This is a genomic window from Thermodesulfobacteriota bacterium, assembly GCA_036397855.1.
GTDB lineage: Bacteria > Desulfobacterota_D > UBA1144 > Nemesobacterales > CSP1-2 > DASWID01.
Genome location: DASWID010000038.1, coordinates 1 through 21917, shown reverse-complemented (window position 1 = coordinate 21917; position 21917 = coordinate 1). Strand labels below are relative to the sequence as shown.

The window sequence follows — 21917 nt, the reverse complement described above, 5'->3', positions numbered from 1 at the left end:
TTGAAATTAGGTCCCAATGAGAGGGAAAATTTCAAATATAGAATAATCCTTAAAAACCTGATTAAGGAGCAGAGGGATGCTCTTACTAAATCAGGTTTAAATAAGGAATCGATTGAATCTGTCGACTCGGATTTTAAAAAGATATTGGATCATATCGAGATTAATTCAAATATCACAGCCTGTAGAGGTATAGCGATCTTTTCTTGCAGCGGGGCTGAGTTTTGGGATGTATTCAAACTCCCTCTCGTCTATAGGAGTCGATTGGAAGTTGGCAGATCTCCACTTACGAGGCAACTGTTCAGGATCAATGATGAGTTCGGTGATATCGCTGTAGTTCTGATTGATCGAAAGAAAGCTAGGCTATTTAGGATCAGTTCAAACAGGGCTGAAGAAATCGTGGGTTACCTTCATCCTGAATCCGCGAGAACAACGAGGTTCCAGGCCCAGGAAGGTGTGTTTAGGCAAAGGGTATCAACTTCTGCGGGTGGAGAAGGGGTAGCGCAGGGTTACGGTGAATATAGTTTTCAGAGGATGATAGAAAATGAAATGCATCAACATTTTAAAAATGTATCTGAAAAATTATTTGAATATTATAAAGAAAACAAGTTCCAACGGCTGATTATAGGAGGAGCAGAGCAGCTTAGAGCCGATTTTTCAAATCATCTTCATACCTATCTCAGAGAGAGGGAGCTTGGGACAATTACAGTCGATGTTGATTTTGTTAAAACGGATACTCTCGTTGAAGAGTCTCTGGACCTACTGGAAACAATGAGGTTAGAAAAGCAAAAGAGATTGATTGAAGAATTCGAAGACAAGCTTGGTTCGAGGCTCGCTTTTAATGGGTTAGAACCTACCTTGAGAGCTTTGATGAGGGGACAGGCAAGAATATTATTGGTTTCAGATGGATTTGGTAGAGCAGGGTATAAATGTCCAGACTCTGGTTTTCTGGTATTGGAAGAAAGAGAAGGTCTTTGTCCAGAAGGCATAAAACCACTGCCTGTTATCGACATTGTCGATGAAGCGATTGAAGAGGCCTTAGGACAGAAGGCCGAAGTTGTCTTGGTAGTTGATCAGGAGCTCAAGAAGAAGATTCAAGGAGTAGGTGCAATTCTAAGATATACGATGTGATATGTATTTTAATAATAATTGAGTAATTAAAATCGGTTTTATGAAAAAATTAAAGTAAAATCTAAATCCTTGACCTCAGATATTTCTTAGGTCTACCATCGTGCTTCTTCCATTATCAAAGAGTTCAACGAACCTGCTTTTACTGGTGGTTATCATAACAACCCTAGGTCTGGCTCCAGGATGAGGTAAGTCTGCGAGGGCCGCATCTTCTGTAGCATATAACCTGTTTGCATAGTGCTTCTTTTCTGCTTGCGATGCGCGTCTACCCCGACCAGAGAGGAGAAAAACTGTCCGGGTTCCTTGTGTTTCTGTTTCACTATCGGAATCACATGAAATCCCTATAAGGCTGATAGCGGCAAGTGAGCCGCTTAGCATTATGAAATCCCGTCTTGTTAGTTTAATCTTTGGCATTTAAAGTTTATTTTTCTATTTTGGGCAGGGGGAAGCGCCGTTTTCCTCGCCTGTTCGATCCTGCGGTTTCCCACATAATCGGCCTAGACTTTGCGAAGGGACTTAAATTGCGGGACCAGCAGCACGCCTTACCCTCCGTAAGACGCCATTCAAGCCCACTAAGCACTCTACTCACGCCGCTTCTTCCGCTGCACGCTTTCATCACACCTAGTCAGCGAGTCTCTACCGGCCGTACTCCCATCCTTTCTGCGCTACTTCTTATATCAAATTGATATAGTATTGTCAAGAGATTTTTCTCTTTTCACATCAAATTATTCATCATCGGTATCTTTGTTAATCTTGAATGAGATATGAATTAACTGAAAATAGGCTGTAAAATTTCGAATGTGAGGTAATTCTCAATCTTGAGATGATATTAAGAATTTAATTGAAGCAACAAATTGAATGAAGATATCTATACAGATGAGATTCATGCAGCGAGTCAAGAGTATTACTAAAAGTCCATATTCGATCGTCATACTCTTACTCCTGATATTGACCTTCCTCTTTATATCTGATTTAAGTGGCGATGATGTATATACGGTGAAGAGTGTAATCGATGGGGATACCATTATACTTGAGGATATTTCAAGCACCAACGTGAGATATCTGGGTATAGATTCCCCGGAGGTAGGGTCTCTGGATGCGCCTGGGGATCCACTTTCAGATGAAGCGAGGAGAATTAATAAGGATTTAGTCGATGGAAAAAGGATCCGGCTGGAATTTGATAAGGAAAGGTTCGATCCGTATGGTAGAACACTTGCGTATGTTTTTGTTGGTGACATTTTTGTGAATGAACAAATATTAAGGAGTGGTCTCGCAAAAGGCTTAATCATCCAGCCTAATGATAAGTATGCTGAAAGATTGCTAAAAGCGGAAAAGGAAGCTAAAGATGGCAGGAGCGGGATTTGGGGCGATATTTCAGGCTTAGAGCGCCCTGAGGGAAACCGCAATTTTGTTATAAATCCGTCTAGTGCTTCGAGATATATTGATCAGCGTGTGGTTGTCAGAGGAAAAATCACAAAGTATAGGAAGTCAGATAAGGTGTTAGTTTTGAATATGGAAGATGTGCTTGATATTGTATTATTCCCTGATAGCTTGAGTAATTTCAGTTTTTTCAATATTATCCCTGAAGAGTATTATATGGGTAAGCCTGTAGAAGTGATAGGTAAAATAAGGATGTACAGGGGAAGGCCTAATATAGTAATCAGTCACCCAATATCAATAAGGGCCTTACTGTGAATGCCAGAGAGATATTAATCTCAGGGGCGAATGAGTTAAATATTACTCTCTCCGCCGAGCAGATCCAACTCTTTCTTGATTATTTGCATATCCTTCAGGTCTGGAATACAAAGATCAATCTAACATCAATTAAAGATAAGAAAGAGATAGTAATAAGGCATTTCTTGGACTCATTAACAATTTTTCACTTTGTAGAAGGAGAATCGAGGGTGCTGGATATAGGATCAGGCGCTGGCTTTCCAGGCATTCCTCTTAAAATAGCAAATCCTTCTATTGAGGTAACGCTTCTCGATTCAACCCAGAAAAAGGTATATTTTCTCTCAGATGTAATCAGAAAGCTAAGGCTCAAGAGGATCACTGCGGTATGCGCCAGGGCTGAATCAGAGGATAATGGGGTTCAGAGGTATTATTATGACTTTGTGATATCCAGGGCCGTAGGGACGGTCGATAAATTGATTGAAATAAGCAAACCTTATATGGTTGATGACGGGGAAATTATTCTTATGCGCGGGAAAAGCGGCTTGGAGGAATGGTCGAATTCAAAGGTCGTTTCTAAGGAGTTCAGGCTATTGAAATTTAGTGATTTAGTGCTTCCATATTCAAGACAAAGGAGGGTGATACTGGTAGTAGGTAGATGACTATGACGCGCGTTTCATTATATCTCGAAGGTAACTTTTCATAGGTACTTTCAATGTAACAATCAATACTTAATTATTCAAAATTGAAGGAGTGTCTCATGGTTTTATTTTTAGGCGAAGCAGAGGTTCAGGAGCTTTTGAACATGGATGACGCAGTACATATATTGGAAGAAACTTTCAGGCAACAGGGGAAAGGGAATATAATCAACCACTCCAGGAATAGGATCAAAACACCAAAGAGTATGCTTCATTATCTTCCCGGTGCGGTTCCGCACCTGAATGTAATGGGTTATAAGGCCTATACCTCATCAAAAGCTGGAATAAAGTTTAGGGTTTTTCTTCATGATATTGAAACCGGAGAACTTCTGTCAATTATGGATGGAAACTATATGGGTATGATCAGAACAGGTGCCGCGACTTCTGTTGCGACAAAGCATATGTCTAGACAGGATTCCTCACGGGTAGGGATTTATGGTGCAGGTTGGCAGGCGAGGGGGCAGGCCATGGGTGTTTGTGCCGTAAGAGAAATTAAGAGTATATCGGTTTACAGTCGAGATCCCGCTAAAAGAAAAGCATTTTGTGTTGAGATGGGGAGCCTTCTTGAAATAGAAGTAATTCCTGCTGAAAAACCTAGAGATGCTTTAAATGAAGTCGATATAGTCATAACATCCACGACCTCAGTACAGCCGGTGTTCAGTGGAGAGTGGTTGGAAGCCGGTGTGCATATAAATGCGATTGGAGGAAATTTCCTATTCAAACGCGAAATAGATGAGCTATGCGTGAGCAAGAGCGACGTAATCGTAGTTGAGTCAAAGGAACAATCGAAGATTGAAGCGGGTGAATTCATGCCATTAGTAGAAAAGGGGAGACTTTGGTGGGAAAGGATATATGAGCTTGGAGAGGTGGTTACGGGCAAGGTAAATGGTAGGAACAACAACGAAGAGATCACTCTTTTTAAGTCTCTTGGAATCGCGATCGAAGATATTGCAGTTGCGGCCCATATTTATAAGCTAGCGAGCGTAAGGTCTATCGGGAAGAGGTTGGATATTCCTTCCATTTAGAGAGATAGATGCCTGTAAAAGCAATGTTTCGGTTTTTTTCGCCAATTGATACGGGATATTGTGGCAATTCATGAATCGCTCCTGAGATAGGAATTTAAGATGTGGTTCATACGAAATTCCGATCAGCGAGGTTTTCCAAGCCGTCAGAATTTATGTTGATATCCCTTATTTTTCCTCCGTACCCACGGTCAAGCCGTCGCCCTTGATGGTATGTCAAAACAGCACTATAATAGTGCTTCACGAATTGAACAGGTTTGTATATGGGAAAAAAGATAAGAATAGGTTGGGATATCTCTCACCTGGAGTTTACAATTGATGATCACTATTATTATTCCGTTTTAAAGGCTAAAATCATTGAATCAGGTGCATCGGTTACTACATTAAAATCATTTGAGTATCTTAAGGGCTTTGATGTTTTAGTGCTCAACTATCCTGAGAAATCATTTACTAAAAGAGAAGTCACGGAAGTTATGAATTTTATCGAAAAAGGAAATAGAGTGGTAGTGTGTGGGTACTATAATAATGAGGATGGGATAGCAGACTGTATTAATTCTATTTCTGTTCACTTTGGTCTAACTCTAAAAAAGGATTGTGTCAGGGATAAATTGAACAACCACAGAGGGGATGAGTTGCTCTTGGTTACTTCCAGAGTTTTATGCCACGATTACAAGGTTAAGAAGATATTACTTCCCTGCTGTTCATCGATAAAGATAAGAGGAAAATCAAATACCGTGGTCGCAATGAGTCAAGTGTCGACATCTCTTTCAAGAACTGAGGAAATTATTGCCGCTCAATCTAACTTCGGTAGGGGTGAATTTATTCTCATAGGAACCTGCGTTTTCTGGGATAATTATTCTATCACTAAATACAGTAACCTCAGGTTTTCGATTAATCTTCTTTTAGGGAGCTAAGTTATCTCTTTTGGAGGTAGAATATTTAATCAAAATGATTATCGAAATGGATTATTGACTTGATTTATCGTTACGTAAACGTAGCTTTTTAAACATATCGATATTGACCCTAATCAAAGAGGGTGTTAATTTAAAGCAAAGAAGCGCAGTCTTAGAGGTTTGAATGAAGACGATAGGTGTAATAGGTGGAAGTGGACTCTATAAATTAGACGGATTGAGGGAAATTGAATCTATCGGGATCGAGACCCCTTGGGGATATCCCTCGGACGATTTGGTGGTTGGGAAATTGGGTGATACCAAGATGGTGTTTCTACCCAGACATGGACGGGGTCATCATATAATTCCTTCTGAAATCAACTATCGTGCCAACATTTATGCACTTAAGAAGCTTGGAGTTGATTTTATAATTTCAGTGAGTGCCGTAGGCAGTATGAAAGAAGAGATCGCTCCTGGCCATATCGTTGTTCCGAATCAATTTTATGATAACACCAAAAACAGGGTATCAACCTTCTTTGGCGATGGTTTGGTCGCCCATGTTTCAATGGCTGATCCTGTCTGTCCCGTGCTTTCGGATAATCTATATGAGGCTTCTATAAAATTGGGGGCTACGGTGCACAAAGGCGGGGTCTATATTTGTATAGAGGGTCCCCAGTTCTCATCCAGGGCCGAGAGTTTTATTTACAGGAAATGGGGAGTCGATGTGATTGGGATGACTAATATGCCCGAGGCAAAACTTGCCCGCGAGGCCGAGATTTGTTATGCGACATTGGCTCTTTCCAGTGATTATGATTGCTGGCGGGATGGCCATGACGACGTATCGGTTGAAGATATTCTTGAAATACTCGAAAAAAACTCGGAACTCTCAAAAGAAGTTATTAGAGAAGTTGTGCAGATTATAGATGAAAATAGAAATTGTATATGTTCTAAGGCACTCCAGAGTGCTATCCTAACTTCAAAAGATTCTATAAGCGATGCAGTGAGAGAAAAACTTGATCCGTTGATTAGAGATTATATCTAATGAGTGTATTGGTAGTTGGTTCAATTGCGTTGGATGATATCGAGACCCCTTTTGGTAAAAGGGAGGGAATCCTCGGTGGTTCCGCATCCTATTTTTCCATCGCAGCGAGTAACTTTACCGGGGTTAAAATTGTTGCAGTCGTTGGCGAGGATTTTCCTGATGACCATCTAAAAATGTTTGAATCGTATAATATCAACTTACATGGCGTTAAAAAGGCTCAGGGAAAGACATTCAGATGGCAAGGTCGATATGGATACGATCTTAACGAGCCGCTAACATTGGGTACATACCTGAACGTTTTTGAAACCTTTGACCCAGTAATACCAGATGATTATAGTCAGGAAGATTACGTATTTCTTGCAAATATTGACCCCGAATTGCAGTTGAATGTGCTGGATCAGGTTAAGGCCCCGAAGGTCGTGGCTCTGGATACAATGAATTACTGGATAGAGAATAAACCATTAGAGCTTAAAAAGGTCTTGGAACGCGTTAATGTTTTGATTGTCAATGATTCAGAGACAAGGGAATTAGCGAAAGAACCGAGGATTACCAGGGCGGCGAGAATTGTTATGGATATGGGCCCCGAGGTTCTAATAGTGAAAAGGGGGGAATACGGTGCATTGTTGTTTTCAAGGGATGGGATATTTTGGGCCCCTAGTTATCCACTTGAGGAAGTCGTCGATCCAACAGGCGCAGGAGATTCATTTGCTGGGGGATTTATGGGTTATATCGCAGGTAACGAAATTCAAGATATTGTTGGATTTAAAAAGGCGGTAGTGCATGGAAGTGTGATAGCCTCGTTTACTGTCGAGGATTTCAGTGTAGATAGATTGGTTCTATTGAAAAAGGAGGAAATAGAGACCAGGTATCAAGCGTTTTTAAAACTTTCCAATCTGGATTAATATGAAGACAAACATATTATTTTTATCGATTATTTTACTTCTGATTTCTTGCGGTGGAAAAAAAACGCAAGAAACTAAGAATGACCAAAGAATATCGGAGCACAAGTCGCTCGCTATTGCTTCAATTTATCGTAGAAATTTTCAGCAGGCCTTGGAGGATATAGAGGTAATTGAGAGCTTGGACAGTAATGACCCTGAGTTATATCTTATAAAAGGGCTTATATTCTTTGGTTTAAGGGATTTTGATAGTGCCGAGGCATCGTATAAAAGGGCGTTAGAGATTAAATCAGACTATTCAGAGGCCAGATATAACTTGTGTGGTCTATATTTAAAGCTTGATAAGCCGGATAGCGCTATCGAACAGTGTGAGAAAGCATCGGCGGATATCCTTTATAGATCTAGGGATAAGGCGCTTACGAGTTTAGGTGTAGCGTATTATAAAAAGGGCGACGTACAAAAGGCCAAGGAATACTATGATAGGTCCCTTGAAATAAATCCGGCTTTGGTTTACACTCACAATGAGCTCGGAAAACTTTATATGTCGACTGGGGATTATCAGCGGGCGGTGGAGGAATTTAAAAGGGCAACATTTGGATATGAGCTGTATGATGAGGCCTTATTTAATTTAGGGGTTTGCTATTTAAAACTTGGAAAAACTGTTGAGGCGTGTGAATCATTTAAGAGGGTCGTTAAGATTTCTAATTTTAGTGATTATGGTATGAGTGCTAGTAAATATGTTAACACAATATGTAATTAATATAAGATCGACAGTTAGGGAGGGAAAGGTATGGCAAAAAAAACAACTAATGATATGGTAAGGGGGTTTAAGGAATTATTTGGCAATCCCAAGTGGATGGAAAGATTCGAAAAAACTGTTGACAATCAATTTAAGACATTAAAAGGCACGTTTGACAAGAATCTAGAGAAAGCGACACGGGGTCTCAATATTACTACTAAGAAAGATTTAACCTTGATTAATTCAAAGATTAACGCTTTGGAAAAAAGGATAGAGAAGCTAGAGGGAACCAAAAAAAGCCCTGCCACTGGGAAAAGGTCTAAGAAATTGGAGCATGAAAGCGTATAAGTGAGATACTGAACATTAATCGTTATCGTCATAGAATATTTTGATGCATTCACTCTTTTATCAATATCCAGATGTATCAGGGCGCTAATTTGAATGTCTTATCTTGCTTAACAGCGTGGAAGTCGAAATGCCTTTGAGTTGTTCTATAAACTTGACCTTCCCCCCATAACTTTCAACGAATTCACTTCCAATGACCTTTTCATGTTTGTAATCGCTACCTTTGATCAGTATGTCAGGTTTTATCATTTTAATTAATTCAAGCGGAGAATCTTCAGGGAAAACAACAACAAAGTTTACACATTCCAACTCTGCAATCATCTCCGCTCTATCTAACGCGGGTGTATAGGGTCTTTCCTCTCCTTTAATCCTCTTAACAGAATCATCGTCATTGACTCCAACTATTAGCACGTCTCCAAAATTTTTAGCTTCATTCAGTAGGTGTAAATGTCCTTTGTGAAAAAGGTCGAAGCAACCATTAGTGAACGTAATTTTCTTTTTTTCTTTTCTTAGGTGTGACAGCAATTCAAAGAGAGATTTTCTCGAAACTATTTTTTGGGGTTTTAGATTTCTATTATTGCCAAAGGCGTCGAGTAGATCTCTTTGCGTGACGCTGACTGTCCCAACCCTTCCAACCGCCATGCCTGCGGCTGCATTTGCGATTCTCACCGAATCCTGCCATGACTTTGACGACAGGAATGAAAGTGTGAGAACACTAATAACTGTGTCGCCTGCTCCCGTTACATCGAAGATCTCTCTGACATTCGACCGTACTGTTTTTGTGTTTCCTCCCTTTACACAGTAACTTATTCCCTCCTTCCCTCTAGTTATTATGATATTGTCAATGCCTGTTATTTTAATCAGTTTTTTCATGGCTTTTTTTAGGGTTGCTTCGTCGACAATATTAAAACCGCAAACCTCTTCCGCTTCCGTCTGATTCGGTGTTATCACACTTGCACCCTTATATTTTGTAAAATCTTTGCCCTTGGGATCTACAGCAACAAATATGTTTTTCACCTTGGGAAGTTTTATGATTTCTTTACATAATTCCTTTGTTATTAGGCCCTTGGCATAATCCGAGATTATAATTCCGTCTGGCTTAAATTTATCCATCGAGCTTAGGTAGGATCTTGCCATCTTCTTTCTTGTTATATCAGAAATAGGGTTATTCTGCTCGTAGTCAATTCTGACAATCTGCTGATTTCGAGTGATAATCCTGGTTTTCGTCGTTGTAATTCTTTCTGGGTCGGTAATTAAATCATTTGAATCTATTTCAGTTTGCTTTAAAAGTTCTGATAATTTATTGCCGTTATCATCATTGCCTAATATTCCGAAGATTTTCACAGATGCGCCAAGGCTTATCAAATTAATAGCAACGTTTCCTGCACCGCCGATTGAAATACGTTCATCTTTTGCCTTTAGTACGGGTACCGGTGCTTCCGGGGATATTCTTGAAACAATACCGGTAATAAAGCGATCAAGCATAATATCCCCTATAACGATTATTCTTTGCTTCTTAAAGTTGCTTATGACTGATAGAGTATCCATGCTAGAGGAAATAGCTTTTCATGGAGGAGAATTATGATCGTGACCTTAACTATTATAAATTAAGCGAATCGAGCTGTAAATTAAGACGATTAAAATTAATTTATTAATCGCCGAAGCTTCATTTTATATACGCAACTCTGTAGAGTATGTACCGTTTCAAATTTGGTTACGGGATCGGGATGGGTTTTTTAATTGAAGTAGTGCTTCGAATCAGGACCGGTGGTATAAAATGCCTAAAATATCTATGTTAACATCACATTTTCAATATTAGTTTAATGCAAGGCCGGTAGTTTGGGATTATTTAACATCGTCGGGATACGTTGGAGAATTATTTTTTTTCAGAACCGATGTCTTTCACGTATTTCATTCTTAAGTTATAAAGTACGTCATCTAGGAGTTTTTGCTCTTCTCCATCGAGGTTGCCTGCAGTCTTACTCTTAATTATTTCCAGAATTTCAATTGTATGTTTCGCTGCGGAGAAATTAATCAATCGTTCTCTGGACTGAGGATCGGGTATATCCCCAAGGTGTATTAGAGCTGACGCATTAAGCGAGAGGACAAAATTCGAGAAATCTAATTTCAATGAGCCGCTTTCCTTTGATCTTCTTTTGTCTTCATCTCCCATTTTGATTGCCTCCCATCATAGTTTTATTCTCCGATGTTCTTATCAATATACTTGAAAAGTTTATATATGACATCATCGGTTTCTTTTTTCATGTTAAACATTCGATCGCTTATCTCTAATATTACTTCTATGCCCGCAAAGTTAACTCCCATTTCCTGGAGATCCTTGGCAAGGAAAAGCTTTCTCATGTCTCTTTCGGTGTAAAACACTTCATTACCTTCTTCCATTGGATATAGTACCTCAGCTTCTTCAAGCCGTTTAATAAAGCTGGGAGTTACTCCTACGATCTCCAACAATGATCTAAATGAGTAGAGTTTCATCTCATATATTTTTCCAAATGTGATCTCGGATTGTATGGATTTGAATTTCGTAATTCTTCAAATGCGCTTTTTGTCCTGTCGTTGATTGTTTCAGGCATAACTATTTTGAGGACAACGTATTGATCGCCTCGCTGTCTGGTCTTCAAATTTTCTACACCCTTACCCTTCAGCCTGAGCTTAGTTCCATTCTGCACATTAGGAGGAACCGTCAAGGTAGCTGATCCATCTATAGTTGGAACCGTTATATGGGCGCCTAGTGCTGCCTCGTAGAAGGTTATAGGGAGGTCAATGTAAATATCGTCATTCTTCCTACCGAAAATGGGGTGGGGTTTGACCTTGATCCTCAGGAAGAGATCACCACTTGTTCCTCTGCCTTCTTCTCCCTTTCCTTTAACCCTGATTCTTGACCCGTCATCGACACCGGGGGGAATTTTTACTGACAATGTTTCTGTAGCAACTTTCCCAACCTTGGTCTGTTTAGATATTGTTAAATCTTTGGTGCCACCCTTGATAGCAGTTTCGAAATCGATTGTAACTTGGTATTCAATGTCACGGCCTCTACTTGCACCTCTCTCAGTCCATCTAGAGCCAAAAATATCACCAAATAAATTCTCGAATCCACCTATATCGCCGACATCGAATTCAAATCCACCGGGAGAACCTTCTGACCATCTCCACGTACTTCTTCCGGGTCCAGCCTGAAAATCCGCAGTTCCAAATGTGTCATAATTTTTCCGCTTTTCCTCATTGGATAATACTTCATTGGCCTCTTGTATTTCCTTAAATTTTTGTTCTGCGTCTTTATTTCCGGGATTTAAGTCAGGATGGTACTTTCTCGCAAGCTTACGATAAGCTTTCTTTATTTCTTCTTTTGTAGCGTTTCTAGAAACACCTAAAATACTGTAATAATCCTTCTTTGGAGGCATATTTATTTAATGTAATAAAAGCTACCCTGCCGAATCATCTTCCAGCAGGGTAGCTTTAAAGGAACTAGTTAACCTCAACTGCTATTTTTTTGGGCTTTGACTCTTCTTTTTTTGGAAGAGTTAGATTTAGAATCCCATCTCTAAATGTTGCCTTTATCTTTGTAGAATCGACATTTTGGGGAAGACTAAAGTTCCTGACAAATGTACCATAGGTACGCTCAACCCTGATGTACTTATCTCTCGGTACCTTCTCTTCGAACTTCTTCTCGCCCTTGATAGTAAGGGTGCTGTTTTCTACATTGATCTGGATATCGTCTTTATTAAGACCAGGGAGATCGGCGCTCACTACATAGGTGTCGTCAGTCTCGTGGATATCAACTGCAGGAGACCATGCACCTGTTACCAATTCTTCATCACCTGGAGCAGCTGATCTCATTGTATCTTCAAACATTTTGTTTATTTTTTCTTGGAGTGATCCAAAATCTCTCCATGGATCCCATACCCTTAATCTAACCATTCTACTTACCTCCTTGTATTGAAGTTTCTAACATTTTTAAGATAATCATCGTCTCTCATGAATCAAGGAAATAATTGTAAAAAATATGAGAAGTTAGAGGGTATAACTGATTGGAAACTCTGTGTTAATTTATTTTTTCAATCTGTTGTAAGATCCTTTCGGATATCTCTAAAAAGGCTAGTGAAGCTGGACTTTCTGGATGTGAAATAGTGATTGGTTTTCCCTCATCACCGCCTTTTCGTATCTCAGGATCAATTGGTATTTCCCCTAGAAAGGGCACATTGAATTCTTCAGCCATTCGCTTTCCCCCGCCCCTGCCAAAGATATCAATTGTCATATTAGTTTCGGGAACTTCGAGATAGCTCATGTTTTCAACAATGCCCAAGACTGGCACGTTTAGCTTTCTGAACATCTGGACTCCGCGCCTCACATCAATGAGCGCAACCTCCTGGGGTGTTGTCACGATTACACCGCCACTTAGGGGCACGGTCTGGACGAGGGATAATTGTGCATCTCCCGTGCCTGGCGGCAAATCGACCACGAGGTAATCTGTTCCCCTCCAATCGACATCTTCAATGAATTGCTTCACTGCACCATGCACCATAGGACCTCTCCAGATGACTGTCTCGTCCTGGTCTATCAGAAACCCAATTGACATGAGTTTTAATCCATACTTGTCGAGCGGGATGATCTTCTGGTCAGGGGTAGATATTGGCTTTTCATTTATACCCATCATAATCGGAGTACTAGGCCCCCAGATGTCAGCGTCCATGAGCCCGACATTATTTCTCAACTTAGCTATACAAATGGCAAGATTCACCGCTACCGTAGACTTACCTACACCTCCTTTGCCACTAGCTACCGCTATGTAATATTTAATGTCTGGAAGCTTGGACTTTTCGGGTCTCTTAGTCTGTGGCTGTCCAGGGGAACCCTGTTTTTCTCTCGTTTCTATGTTGATACTCACTTCGGAAACATCAGGTGATTCTAAAAGTGTTTTTCTTACTGATTCCTTGATCTGGGATTCTAGTTTATCATCCTGTTTAGGAAGGAGGATGTCAACATTTACCTTCGAGCCTTTTATCTCTATCTCTTTTACTAGGCCAAATGAAACTATATCTCTGGTAAATCCTGGGTACTTTACATTTTTGAGGATGTTTCTTATCCCGTCTGGGCTCAATTCCATTTTTTAGCGTTTTCCTCTCATTCTATGCCCAATCTCTGTTTCGCTTCATCACTCATCATATCTGGATTCCAAGGCGGATCCCAAACTATATCTACAAAAACGTTTTTGGCTCCTATTGGCTTTATTGCCATCTCAGCCTGCTTGGCAATTGTCGCACCCATACCGCATCCCGGTGTAGTAAGGCTCATCTTTATATTTACATTTCGTCCCGATATACCAACATCGTAGATAAGTCCCAAATCAACAATGTTTACGGGGAGTTCCGGGTCATAGACCGATCTCAGTGCCTCGAATACCCTTTCTTCGGTCAGTGGCTCGTCGGTCTCCTTCGTCTTCTCAATTTTGGTGAAAGTTACTTGCTTCGCCTCTGATTCATTTGGCTTTTCATCCTTAGTTATATTTATGATCTTTTTCATAGCCATATATGTTTTCTCCTTAAGCCAGATTTTAAACGAAGATAATCAACAGTACCACGATATGTTACCTGTTAAGTTGAATAATATCTATTTCGATGAAAAACAAAGATTAGGTGCTTTTATAACAGAATGCGAATAAATACTGAAATTCTTGACAGATTTTCTTTAATTCAATAATCTACTTGGCTGGAGATGCGAAGAGAGACCAGACAAATCTCGGTAGGAAATGTGAAAGTTGGAGGTGGAGCTCCTATAACCGTTCAGTCTATGACTAAGACTGATACAAGGGATATTCGGGCAACTATAGAAGAAATAAGAAAACTCGAAGATGCCGGTTGTGATATCGTAAGGCTTGCAGTACCGGATATGGAGGCAGCGAAAGCCCTTGGCCACATAAGAAAGCAAGTAGGTATTCCAATGGTCTCGGACATACATTTTGATTACAATCTTGCGCTTGAGGCAATTGACCAGGGTGTGGATGGTATGAGGATAAATCCTGGTAACATTGGCTCGAGGGCCAGGATTAAAGCTGTGGTTGATGCGGTTAAAGAGAGAAATATACCTATAAGGATAGGGGTTAATTCCGGTTCGCTCGAGAAAGATATATTGAAGAAATATGGTAGTCCGACGGCGGAAGCATTGGCTGAGAGTGCACTCAGACACGTGCAGATACTGGAGGATATGGACTTCAGGGATATGAAGATCTCGGTAAAATCCACTGACGTTATGAAAATGATTGAGTCGTACAGAATTATTGCTGAAAGGACAGATTATCCCCTTCACCTTGGGGTCACAGAGGCAGGAACTATTAAGATGGGTACTATCAAATCCTCAGTCGGCATCGGGACACTTCTCGCAGAGGGAATTGGTGATACGATCAGGGTTTCTCTTACTGGTGATCCTGTTGAGGAGGTTTCTGTGGGTATAGCGATACTCAGATCTTTGGGTTGGAGGAAAAACGGTATAGAGATTGTTTCATGTCCCGGTTGCGGGAGGCTTGAAATCGATTTAATGAAACTTGTCAGGGAAGCGGAATTGAGAATCAGGAATATTGATCTCCCAAGGCCTGTCAAGGTTGCGATCCTGGGATGTGTTGTAAATGGACCGGGAGAGGCATCAGAGGCGGATATAGGAGTTGCCGGAGGAAGAGGGAAGGGCATGCTATATAAGGATGGTAGGCTAATACGGTCATGTAAAGAAAACCAGCTTGTTGATGAACTGGTTAAAGAGTTAGAACAATTTGCTTCGATTGATTAGTTTTTTATTAATCAATTTCCATCCATTATTTTTTTCAACAACGTCCACGTCAACCATTCAAGCTTTTTTTAAACCTTCTTTAAACCTCTTGAAGTTGTGAACATAGTGCTCGGCGGATAGTCTCAAATTCTTAATTTCCTCATCTGTGACTTTTCTTATCACCTTTCCAGGGGTTCCCAATACAAGGGATCCTTCCGGAATCTCTTTTCCTTCTGGAATTAGGCTATTCGCACCTACAATACAATTCTTGCCAATTCTCGCGTTATTTAAAATGACTGCATTTATTCCGACCAAGGTATTATCTCCGATATCGCATCCGTGTAGCATTGCCAGGTGGCCGATTGTAACCGAATGACCAATACGCATTGGAATGCCCTCGTCGGTATGCACAACAACTCCATCCTGAATATTTGTATCTTCGCCGATTTCTATCGGTTCATTGTCGCCCCTGATAACAGCATTGAACCAAATGCTAACGTTATTATTTATTATTACTGATCCAATTACGGTTGCATTTTCTGCAATAAAATAGTCTTTTGCTCTAATTTCTACCTTTCTTTCGCCTAATAGATAAATCATTGTTGACTCCTTCTATTAAAATACTTGACCCATAGTGTAAATGATAAATCGAGGTGTAATATTACCTATGTAAGTCCTCTACATCCAATAGCTAAGCGCCAATAGCAACGATGGTAATCAGTAGGGGGTTTCCATTCGACGTAATCGCAATTCCTGGTAAACGCATATTTCACGTCCAAGATCTTATTGGATTAGCTGTAACAAACTTCTTATAATATTCATAAATGGATAAATTACATCAAAACATAAGGGGTCGTGGCTCGGCGGAAAATCCAGCCAACCGTTTTGAGAAAATCGACTATGTACCCGATGACGGGGAAATATCACAAGGAATCTCTCCCAAAACCGAGTATTACAAAGACTCAACTCGATCCATAATTGCCTACAATGATAGTCCGGACGTTGGTTTTAATGCCGGTATCAACCCTTATAGGGGCTGCGAACATGGTTGTATTTACTGTTATGCTAGACCTACTCATGAATATTTTGGACTTTCACTTGGCTTAGATTTTGAGACGAAAATTTTTGTTAAAGAAGATGCTCCATACCTCCTGCGAAAGGAATTATCCTCTCCTAACTGGAAGCCTCAAACAATCGCGCTCAGTGGCAATACCGACGCCTATCAGCCAGCTGAGCGTCATTTCAAATTGGCGAGGGAGTGTTTAAATGTTTTGGCAGAGTTTAGGAATCCTGTGACTATCGTTACAAAGAATTATCTTGTTACACGCGACATAGATATTTTAAAAAATCTTTCCGAATATGATGCAGCGGCTGTAGCAGTATCAGTAACAACTCTGGACCCAGATTTGGCACGAGTTATGGAGCCTCGTACCTCGCAGCCTGAGTATCGATTGAGAGCTATTCAAAGGCTTTCTGAAAATAGTATCCCAACAATGGTACTGATTGCGCCTGTCATTCCAGGTCTCACAGATCACGAAATGCCGAATATCATTCAAAGAGCCGTCGACGCCGGTGCCAAGCAAGCAGGATACATAATGCTTCGTTTACCATATGGTGTGAAAGAGCTTTTTCAAAACTGGTTGGAAAGACATTATCCAAATAAAAAAAATAAGGTTCTAAATCGTATACGTTCGATCCGTGGCGGAAAGCTTAATTCAAATGAATTCTACGACAGGATGAAGGGTGATGGTATTTTTGCTGAACAGGTACGAAAAATATTTGAGCTAGCCTGTCGTAAGGCAGGAATTGAAGGAAATAAATTCAAACTTTCCAAAGAGAATTTCCGCCGGCCTGGGACGTCGGAGCAATTAAAGCTTTTTGAGTAGTCTTTGGGATCTCGTCGTTTTACTTAACTCTAAATAGATGTGAATTCTACGATGAGATCTTTTAATCAAAAGCAACTTGATACTGTCATTTATGATTATAGGCGATAGAGACTTATTGAATATATTAGTAACGGTCTATTGGGCTACTAGTCGTTTAAATCTCCAAGTGTGTATTTAATCCCGTGGTCTTCGCACCATTCCTTCGCGATATCTACTAGCGCAGCGTCCTTGTATTTGTACCACTCATCTTGAATTCCGTATTCATGGATGGCATCTTTGAAACGACGAAATGCCCCACGGCCTTGGATAAGTTCACAGAGCTCTTGAGATATACCAATATCAGGATATTTTCTGCTGAACCGTTCCATGATACTATATTCGTGAATATCGAATGATGTTGGAAGTGGTACAAACCTTCCTAGTTTGTCCTCCAATACGAGGCGCGCCAATGTAATCAATTCTCTATGCCATTCGGGATAATTTTCAATCGGTTCGTCATCTTCAACAGCATCGAATTCCTCATCCGAGAGCATTATTACCTCTCCCGTATTAGTGTCGAGATAGTACTTGTGAATCTCTGATTGGAATTGAAGTGCATCGACAATATCATCTAAGCTACAGCTAATCGTCATTAAGTCTAGAAAATTCCCATTTATTTAAATTTCTTGTTAATCATCGGAAACGAGAAATTCCTTTTCCTCAAGTTTTATGACAAGTGGTTCGAATTTCTCAACCTTTATGCGGCCCTCCCCTGCTGAATCGTAACTGGCGAAAATAAAGGTTGCAATAGGTTTCTCATCTATTTCGGTCGTATATTCTAGTTGTATTTGATTTCCAGGAGCAATTTCGCGACTGATCACAAATATTTTACCTTCAAATTGATCAATATATTTCTTTTTTGAAGCAAACCAGTCGCTCGCAGCGCTTGATTCAAGGGCCCTTACAAGTTGATCGTCATATGCGGATACGATGTCCACCACAACTGGGGATCCCATATTTGCATTGCTGTCAGCATCAATCGTGACTTGATGAACTTTGCCAGTAGTTTTTTTTGTTGTCTCAGCAGTTTTAGCGGCACAAGCTAACATCCAAAGAGTCATGCTAATAAATATCCATATAAAACAATAGGTTCTAATCGAGTTCATAATGGACTTTCTCCTCTAAGGTTTGAGAATACTGAATAAAGATAAATCTTTATTGCAATTTGCTTTCATTAAATCAAATCAAAGGGTTATGTAAATCATCTTACAATACTTTATATTAATATAAAGTAGGAATTCTGTTGAAAGCTATTGAAATATGTATTGCAATTAACGATAAAATCGGTAATTTATCCATCCTGAGGCAACTAACTTGAGATACAAAGATTTTTTCATCCCGACACTAAAGGAAGATCCCGCCGACGCGGAGGTAGTAAGCCAGAGATTAATGATCCGGTCCGGGATGATCAGAAAACTTGCGGCGGGAATCTACAATTACCTGCCTTTAGGGCTTCGGTCTATCAGGAAGGTTGAGAACATAGTCAGAGAAGAGATGAACCGCGCAGGAGCGATTGAATTGCTGATGCCCTTCGTACTTCCTTCTGACCTTTGGAAGGAAAGCGGTAGGTGGGAGAAATATGGAAAGGAGCTTTTGAGATTTAGGGATAGAGCTGATAGGGAATTCTGCATCGGGCCAACACACGAGGAGATAATCACAGATTTAGTTAGAAAGGAATTCAGGTCATACAAACAGCTCCCTGTTAATCTTTATCAGATCCAAGCAAAATTTAGAGATGAAATTCGTCCTCGCTTTGGTGTAATGAGAGCGAGAGAATTCATAATGAAAGATGGCTACAGTTTTGATGCGGACGGTGAAGGAGCAGAAAGGTCTTACTGGTTAATGTACGAAGCATATAACCGTATTTTTGAGAGATGCGGTCTCGAGTTTCGCGCCGTACTTGCGGATACGGGAAATATTGGAGGTAGCTTTTCGCATGAATTTATGGTTCTTGCTCCAACAGGAGAAGACGTAATAATGAGTTGCAATAAGTGCGATTATGCCGCGAATTTAGAACTTGCAGAGCTGGGGAATAAAAGAAAAAATGAAACTTTTAAAGATAAAGAAGAGAGGATGCATGTATCTGAAGTACATACCCCCGATCTGAAATCTGTTGAAGGGGTTTCATCATTCCTAAAAGTGCGTCCCAGTAAACTGATAAAAACAATGATAATAGAGACAGAGGGTGAACCTGTTGCCGCGCTTGTGAGGGGTGATCATGAACTATGTCTTACAAAACTTAAGAGGGCTATAGGTGCAGAATATGTCGAACTTGCAACAGAAAAAACAATCGAAAAAGTTACGAATGGACCCATTGGTTTCAGTGGACCAGTCGGAATCAAAATAAATGTTATAGCGGATCGGGCAATTGAGAATATTACAAATGGTATTACGGGCGCGAATAAAAAGGACTTCCATCTAATAAATGTCAATCTGAGTAGGGACTTCTCTGTTGATAAATTTGCGGATATTCGAGTCGCGTGCAACAACGACCCCTGTCCGAAATGTGACACGGGTGCTCTAAATTCAAGCCGGGGTATAGAGGTTGGGCATGTTTTTATGTTAGGCACCAAATATAGCGAGGCAATGGATGCTACTTTTGTAGATGCTTCCGGTAAAGAAAGGTTTTTTATTATGGGTTGCTATGGTATTGGGATAGGTAGAACTGTTGCTGCAGCAATAGAGCAAAATTATGACGAAAATGGCATAGTTCTCCCTATCTCAATTGCCCCGTTTGAGGTTATTATACTCCCACTCAATGTAAGCCAGGAGCAAATATTTAATGTAGCTGAGGACCTTTATTCGCTGTTAAACCAATCCGGTATTCAGGTAGTGATTGATGATAGAGAGGAGAGTGCAGGAATTAAATTCAAGGATGCAGATCTATTAGGGATCCCGATTCATATTGTGATAGGCCAGAGGACACTTAAAGAAGATTCGGTGGAGATCAAGCTGAGGAAAGGGGGGATTTCGAAGAAAGTGAGGATTGAAGAAGTCGAGAGCGAAATCAAGTCGATTCGTTCATCTACGAGTTGATAGGAACAAGATGCAGGATGGAAGGTGAATCCTTCGTGTATCATGAATCATGCATCGTGCATCATGTTATAAAAAATGGCTAAAGTTGACTTTAAACCAGAAGAACGAATAATTTTAGCCCTGGATTTCCCTGAATTTGATGTTGCTAAAACCTGGGTTAAGAGATTAATAGGAAAAATCAAGATATTTAAAGTCGGCCCAATTCTTTTTTTAAGCTCAGGGCCGCAGGGAATTAAGAACCTCTCAGACATGGGAGCTCAAATATTTCTAGATCTTAAATTCCACGATATTCCCTCAACTGCTGGAAAGTCTGCTAAACAAGTTGTTAGTTATGGAATTCATATGTTTACCGTCCATGCTCTAGGTGGATTTGAAATGATGAGGACAGTTTCGGAGAGTGTAAAACTGGAGTCTGAAAGATTGTTACAAGCTAAACCTCTAATATTTGCAGTAACTATATTAACCAGTCACAGTGAAGAGGGAATAAATGAGATAGGAATTAAAGGGTTACCGATAGAATCGGTTCTTAGGCTGGCTGATATCGCAGATATTGCGGGGGTGGATGGAATTGTATGTTCAGGTATGGAGGTGGAAGTATTAAAAAAAGAATTCGGTGATAGGTTTAAACTTGTTGTTCCAGGTATAAGGCTCGATAAATATGCTCAAGACCAAAAAAGAGTTGTAACACCTGCTGAGGCTGTTTCTCTGGGGGCGGATTATCTGGTAATCGGAAGAGCTATAACTGAAGCAAATGACCCTGAAGGAGCACTTAATGAAATTATTCGTTCTATATCTTATGACAATTCAGCATGACGAGGCCTTATGCTCCGTTGAAGTAGGCTCATGATCCCTTTTCGTGGTTCGACAGGGGCATGTCCTGAGCGCAGCCGATGGGCTCACCACGAACGGCTTATCTAAAATACCGTACTTAAATACCGTTCGCCCTGAGCACAGTCGAAGGGCGTGACAGTCCTCTTAAACCCTTTGTGAAATACAGTCTACCTAAATGTAATTAGGTAATGGTTAAATATTAGAGCCCAGCGCCTGACAAGCGTTCATCAGCTCTTTCTATTCGGGAATGTCCAGCGCGATTCGTAGAGCTTGATTTAGAGCCTCGATTTTCGCTGGTGGCAGTGTGCCAACGTAATTCGTTAGAGCTGATTTCGGCAAACTCACTAATTCATCACAGTGTATGCTGCTGTCGTGCTTAAGACCTTCTCCTGCTCCCACCAATACCTGAGTAGACAAACCATCATGGCTTGAATAAATTGGTGCACATATAACAGTAGAAAAGCGTGAATCGATTAGGACCTGACGACTGACTACTACAAATACCCTGTATCTTCTTGGGTCTCTGGCTGAAGGGTGAGCGACGCGATAGAGTTCACCACGTTTCACGGAATCACCTGATAGTTCAACACATCAGCGGCTTCTTTATTAAGACGTTCAACTCGTTCATTTATTATAGCTAAGTCTTTGGCGTTCTGTTCGTCGCGAATCATCTTCGCCACGTATGCGCGTAGGGCCGATTCGATGAATTCGGATCGGTTCTTGAACTGTGTTGACAATTGGTCGATGGCTTCAAGAAGGTCTTCAGAGAGTGTGATAGATGTCTTTACTTTCATACTACTAATATACTCCATATGGATTTCTTGTCAATAACCACTTGCCTGTTTGCTCATGATCCGGGTACAGCAAAAAGGTACTATCGGCCAAGTTTTCAGGTACGAACGTAAACAAATAGTTAGGGT

At 40.5% G+C, this 21917-nt stretch carries 26 protein-coding genes; 13 read left to right on the top strand and 13 right to left on the bottom strand.

Going from position 1 to position 21917, the window contains the following annotated elements; all coding sequences use genetic code 11:
* Positions 1-1128 (top strand): peptide chain release factor 1 (locus tag VGA95_03200; protein ID HEX9665543.1); only part of this gene is annotated, 1128 nt, incomplete at its 5' end.
* 75 nt (positions 1129-1203) lie between these two features.
* Here VGA95_03200 and VGA95_03195 read toward each other — a convergent pair.
* A complete protein-coding gene (locus VGA95_03195; GenBank protein ID HEX9665542.1) occupies positions 1204-1539 on the bottom strand; it encodes a hypothetical protein in 336 nt (111 codons plus the stop codon).
* Positions 1540-1983: 444 nt separating this feature from the next.
* On the opposite strand from VGA95_03195, the gene VGA95_03190 reads away from it, so the two are divergent.
* The 8 genes from VGA95_03190 (at position 1984) to VGA95_03155 (ending at position 8434) form a co-directional block, all read left to right on the top strand.
* Complete coding sequence (locus VGA95_03190; protein HEX9665541.1) at positions 1984-2820, top strand: thermonuclease family protein; 837 nt, start codon at positions 1984-1986, stop codon at positions 2818-2820.
* Complete coding sequence (rsmG, locus tag VGA95_03185) at positions 2817-3458, top strand: 16S rRNA (guanine(527)-N(7))-methyltransferase RsmG (protein ID HEX9665540.1); 642 nt, start codon at positions 2817-2819, stop codon at positions 3456-3458. The genes VGA95_03190 and rsmG overlap by 4 nt, the downstream gene beginning before the upstream one ends.
* A gap of 98 nt (positions 3459-3556) precedes the next feature.
* Positions 3557-4519 carry an ornithine cyclodeaminase family protein gene (locus tag VGA95_03180; protein HEX9665539.1) on the top strand — a complete coding sequence of 321 codons (963 nt, stop codon included), beginning with the start codon at positions 3557-3559 and terminating at the stop codon, positions 4517-4519.
* Between the two features lie 260 nt (positions 4520-4779).
* Positions 4780-5430 (top strand): hypothetical protein, encoded by a 651-nt coding sequence (locus VGA95_03175; GenBank protein ID HEX9665538.1) that lies wholly within the window; start codon positions 4780-4782, stop codon positions 5428-5430.
* 163 nt (positions 5431-5593) lie between these two features.
* Positions 5594-6448, top strand: a complete 855-nt coding sequence (gene mtnP, locus VGA95_03170) for an S-methyl-5'-thioadenosine phosphorylase (GenBank protein HEX9665537.1) — start codon at positions 5594-5596, stop codon at positions 6446-6448.
* Positions 6448-7350 (top strand): PfkB family carbohydrate kinase, encoded by a 903-nt coding sequence (locus tag VGA95_03165; protein HEX9665536.1) that lies wholly within the window; start codon positions 6448-6450, stop codon positions 7348-7350. Before mtnP ends, VGA95_03165 begins: the two co-directional genes overlap by 1 nt.
* Position 7351: 1 nt before the next feature.
* Entirely contained in the window at positions 7352-8107 is a 756-nt protein-coding gene (locus VGA95_03160) for a tetratricopeptide repeat protein (GenBank protein HEX9665535.1), read from the top strand.
* A gap of 30 nt (positions 8108-8137) precedes the next feature.
* Positions 8138-8434 carry a hypothetical protein gene (locus VGA95_03155; GenBank protein ID HEX9665534.1) on the top strand — a complete coding sequence of 99 codons (297 nt, stop codon included), beginning with the start codon at positions 8138-8140 and terminating at the stop codon, positions 8432-8434.
* A gap of 84 nt (positions 8435-8518) precedes the next feature.
* Here the strand turns inward: VGA95_03155 and rfaE1 are convergent, their stop codons facing one another.
* The 7 genes from rfaE1 to VGA95_03120 all read right to left on the bottom strand — a co-directional run bounded on the left by rfaE1 (position 8519) and on the right by VGA95_03120 (position 13969).
* Positions 8519-9979: a D-glycero-beta-D-manno-heptose-7-phosphate kinase gene (gene rfaE1, locus VGA95_03150; protein HEX9665533.1), complete on the bottom strand. Its 1461-nt coding sequence runs from the start codon at positions 9977-9979 to the stop codon at positions 8519-8521.
* A gap of 328 nt (positions 9980-10307) precedes the next feature.
* Complete coding sequence (locus VGA95_03145; protein ID HEX9665532.1) at positions 10308-10604, bottom strand: DUF1844 domain-containing protein; 297 nt, start codon at positions 10602-10604, stop codon at positions 10308-10310.
* Between the two features lie 23 nt (positions 10605-10627).
* Positions 10628-10924, bottom strand: a complete 297-nt coding sequence (locus VGA95_03140) for a MerR family transcriptional regulator (GenBank protein ID HEX9665531.1) — start codon at positions 10922-10924, stop codon at positions 10628-10630.
* Positions 10921-11850 carry a DnaJ C-terminal domain-containing protein gene (locus tag VGA95_03135; protein HEX9665530.1) on the bottom strand — a complete coding sequence of 310 codons (930 nt, stop codon included), beginning with the start codon at positions 11848-11850 and terminating at the stop codon, positions 10921-10923. The genes VGA95_03140 and VGA95_03135 overlap by 4 nt, the downstream gene beginning before the upstream one ends.
* Before the next feature lie 64 nt (positions 11851-11914).
* Positions 11915-12367 (bottom strand): Hsp20/alpha crystallin family protein, encoded by a 453-nt coding sequence (locus VGA95_03130; GenBank protein ID HEX9665529.1) that lies wholly within the window; start codon positions 12365-12367, stop codon positions 11915-11917.
* Positions 12368-12491: 124 nt separating this feature from the next.
* Positions 12492-13553 carry an Mrp/NBP35 family ATP-binding protein gene (locus VGA95_03125; protein HEX9665528.1) on the bottom strand — a complete coding sequence of 354 codons (1062 nt, stop codon included), beginning with the start codon at positions 13551-13553 and terminating at the stop codon, positions 12492-12494.
* A gap of 17 nt (positions 13554-13570) precedes the next feature.
* Positions 13571-13969, bottom strand: a complete 399-nt coding sequence (locus tag VGA95_03120) for an iron-sulfur cluster assembly protein (GenBank protein ID HEX9665527.1) — start codon at positions 13967-13969, stop codon at positions 13571-13573.
* 192 nt (positions 13970-14161) lie between these two features.
* Here VGA95_03120 and ispG point away from each other — a divergent pair, with 192 nt between their 5' ends.
* Positions 14162-15226: a flavodoxin-dependent (E)-4-hydroxy-3-methylbut-2-enyl-diphosphate synthase gene (gene ispG / locus VGA95_03115; protein HEX9665526.1), complete on the top strand. Its 1065-nt coding sequence runs from the start codon at positions 14162-14164 to the stop codon at positions 15224-15226.
* A gap of 57 nt (positions 15227-15283) precedes the next feature.
* Here ispG and VGA95_03110 read toward each other — a convergent pair whose 3' ends face one another.
* Positions 15284-15805, bottom strand: coding sequence for a gamma carbonic anhydrase family protein (locus tag VGA95_03110; protein HEX9665525.1), 522 nt, complete (start codon positions 15803-15805; stop codon positions 15284-15286).
* Between the two features lie 224 nt (positions 15806-16029).
* Between VGA95_03110 and VGA95_03105 the strand changes: the two genes are divergently transcribed.
* Positions 16030-17091: a PA0069 family radical SAM protein gene (locus VGA95_03105; protein ID HEX9665524.1), complete on the top strand. Its 1062-nt coding sequence runs from the start codon at positions 16030-16032 to the stop codon at positions 17089-17091.
* A gap of 146 nt (positions 17092-17237) precedes the next feature.
* Here the strand turns inward: VGA95_03105 and VGA95_03100 are convergent, their stop codons facing one another.
* The gene (locus VGA95_03100) at positions 17238-17723 is read right to left on the bottom strand and encodes a UPF0158 family protein (GenBank protein ID HEX9665523.1); all 486 of its coding nucleotides are present in this window, start codon (positions 17721-17723) and stop codon (positions 17238-17240) included.
* A gap of 36 nt (positions 17724-17759) precedes the next feature.
* Positions 17760-18191, bottom strand: coding sequence for a hypothetical protein (locus VGA95_03095; GenBank protein ID HEX9665522.1), 432 nt, complete (start codon positions 18189-18191; stop codon positions 17760-17762).
* 253 nt (positions 18192-18444) lie between these two features.
* On the opposite strand from VGA95_03095, the gene VGA95_03090 reads away from it, so the two are divergent.
* Positions 18445-20166, top strand: a complete 1722-nt coding sequence (locus VGA95_03090) for a proline--tRNA ligase (protein ID HEX9665521.1) — start codon at positions 18445-18447, stop codon at positions 20164-20166.
* 75 nt (positions 20167-20241) lie between these two features.
* Positions 20242-20979, top strand: coding sequence for an orotidine-5'-phosphate decarboxylase (gene pyrF, locus VGA95_03085; GenBank protein HEX9665520.1), 738 nt, complete (start codon positions 20242-20244; stop codon positions 20977-20979).
* Between the two features lie 255 nt (positions 20980-21234).
* On the opposite strand, the gene VGA95_03080 is transcribed toward pyrF, so the two are convergent.
* Together VGA95_03080 and VGA95_03075 are read right to left on the bottom strand one after the other, a co-directional pair.
* Positions 21235-21564 (bottom strand): type II toxin-antitoxin system PemK/MazF family toxin, encoded by a 330-nt coding sequence (locus VGA95_03080; protein ID HEX9665519.1) that lies wholly within the window; start codon positions 21562-21564, stop codon positions 21235-21237.
* Positions 21561-21791: a ribbon-helix-helix domain-containing protein gene (locus tag VGA95_03075; GenBank protein ID HEX9665518.1), complete on the bottom strand. Its 231-nt coding sequence runs from the start codon at positions 21789-21791 to the stop codon at positions 21561-21563. Before VGA95_03075 ends, VGA95_03080 begins: the two co-directional genes overlap by 4 nt.
* Positions 21792-21917 lie beyond the last annotated feature (126 nt).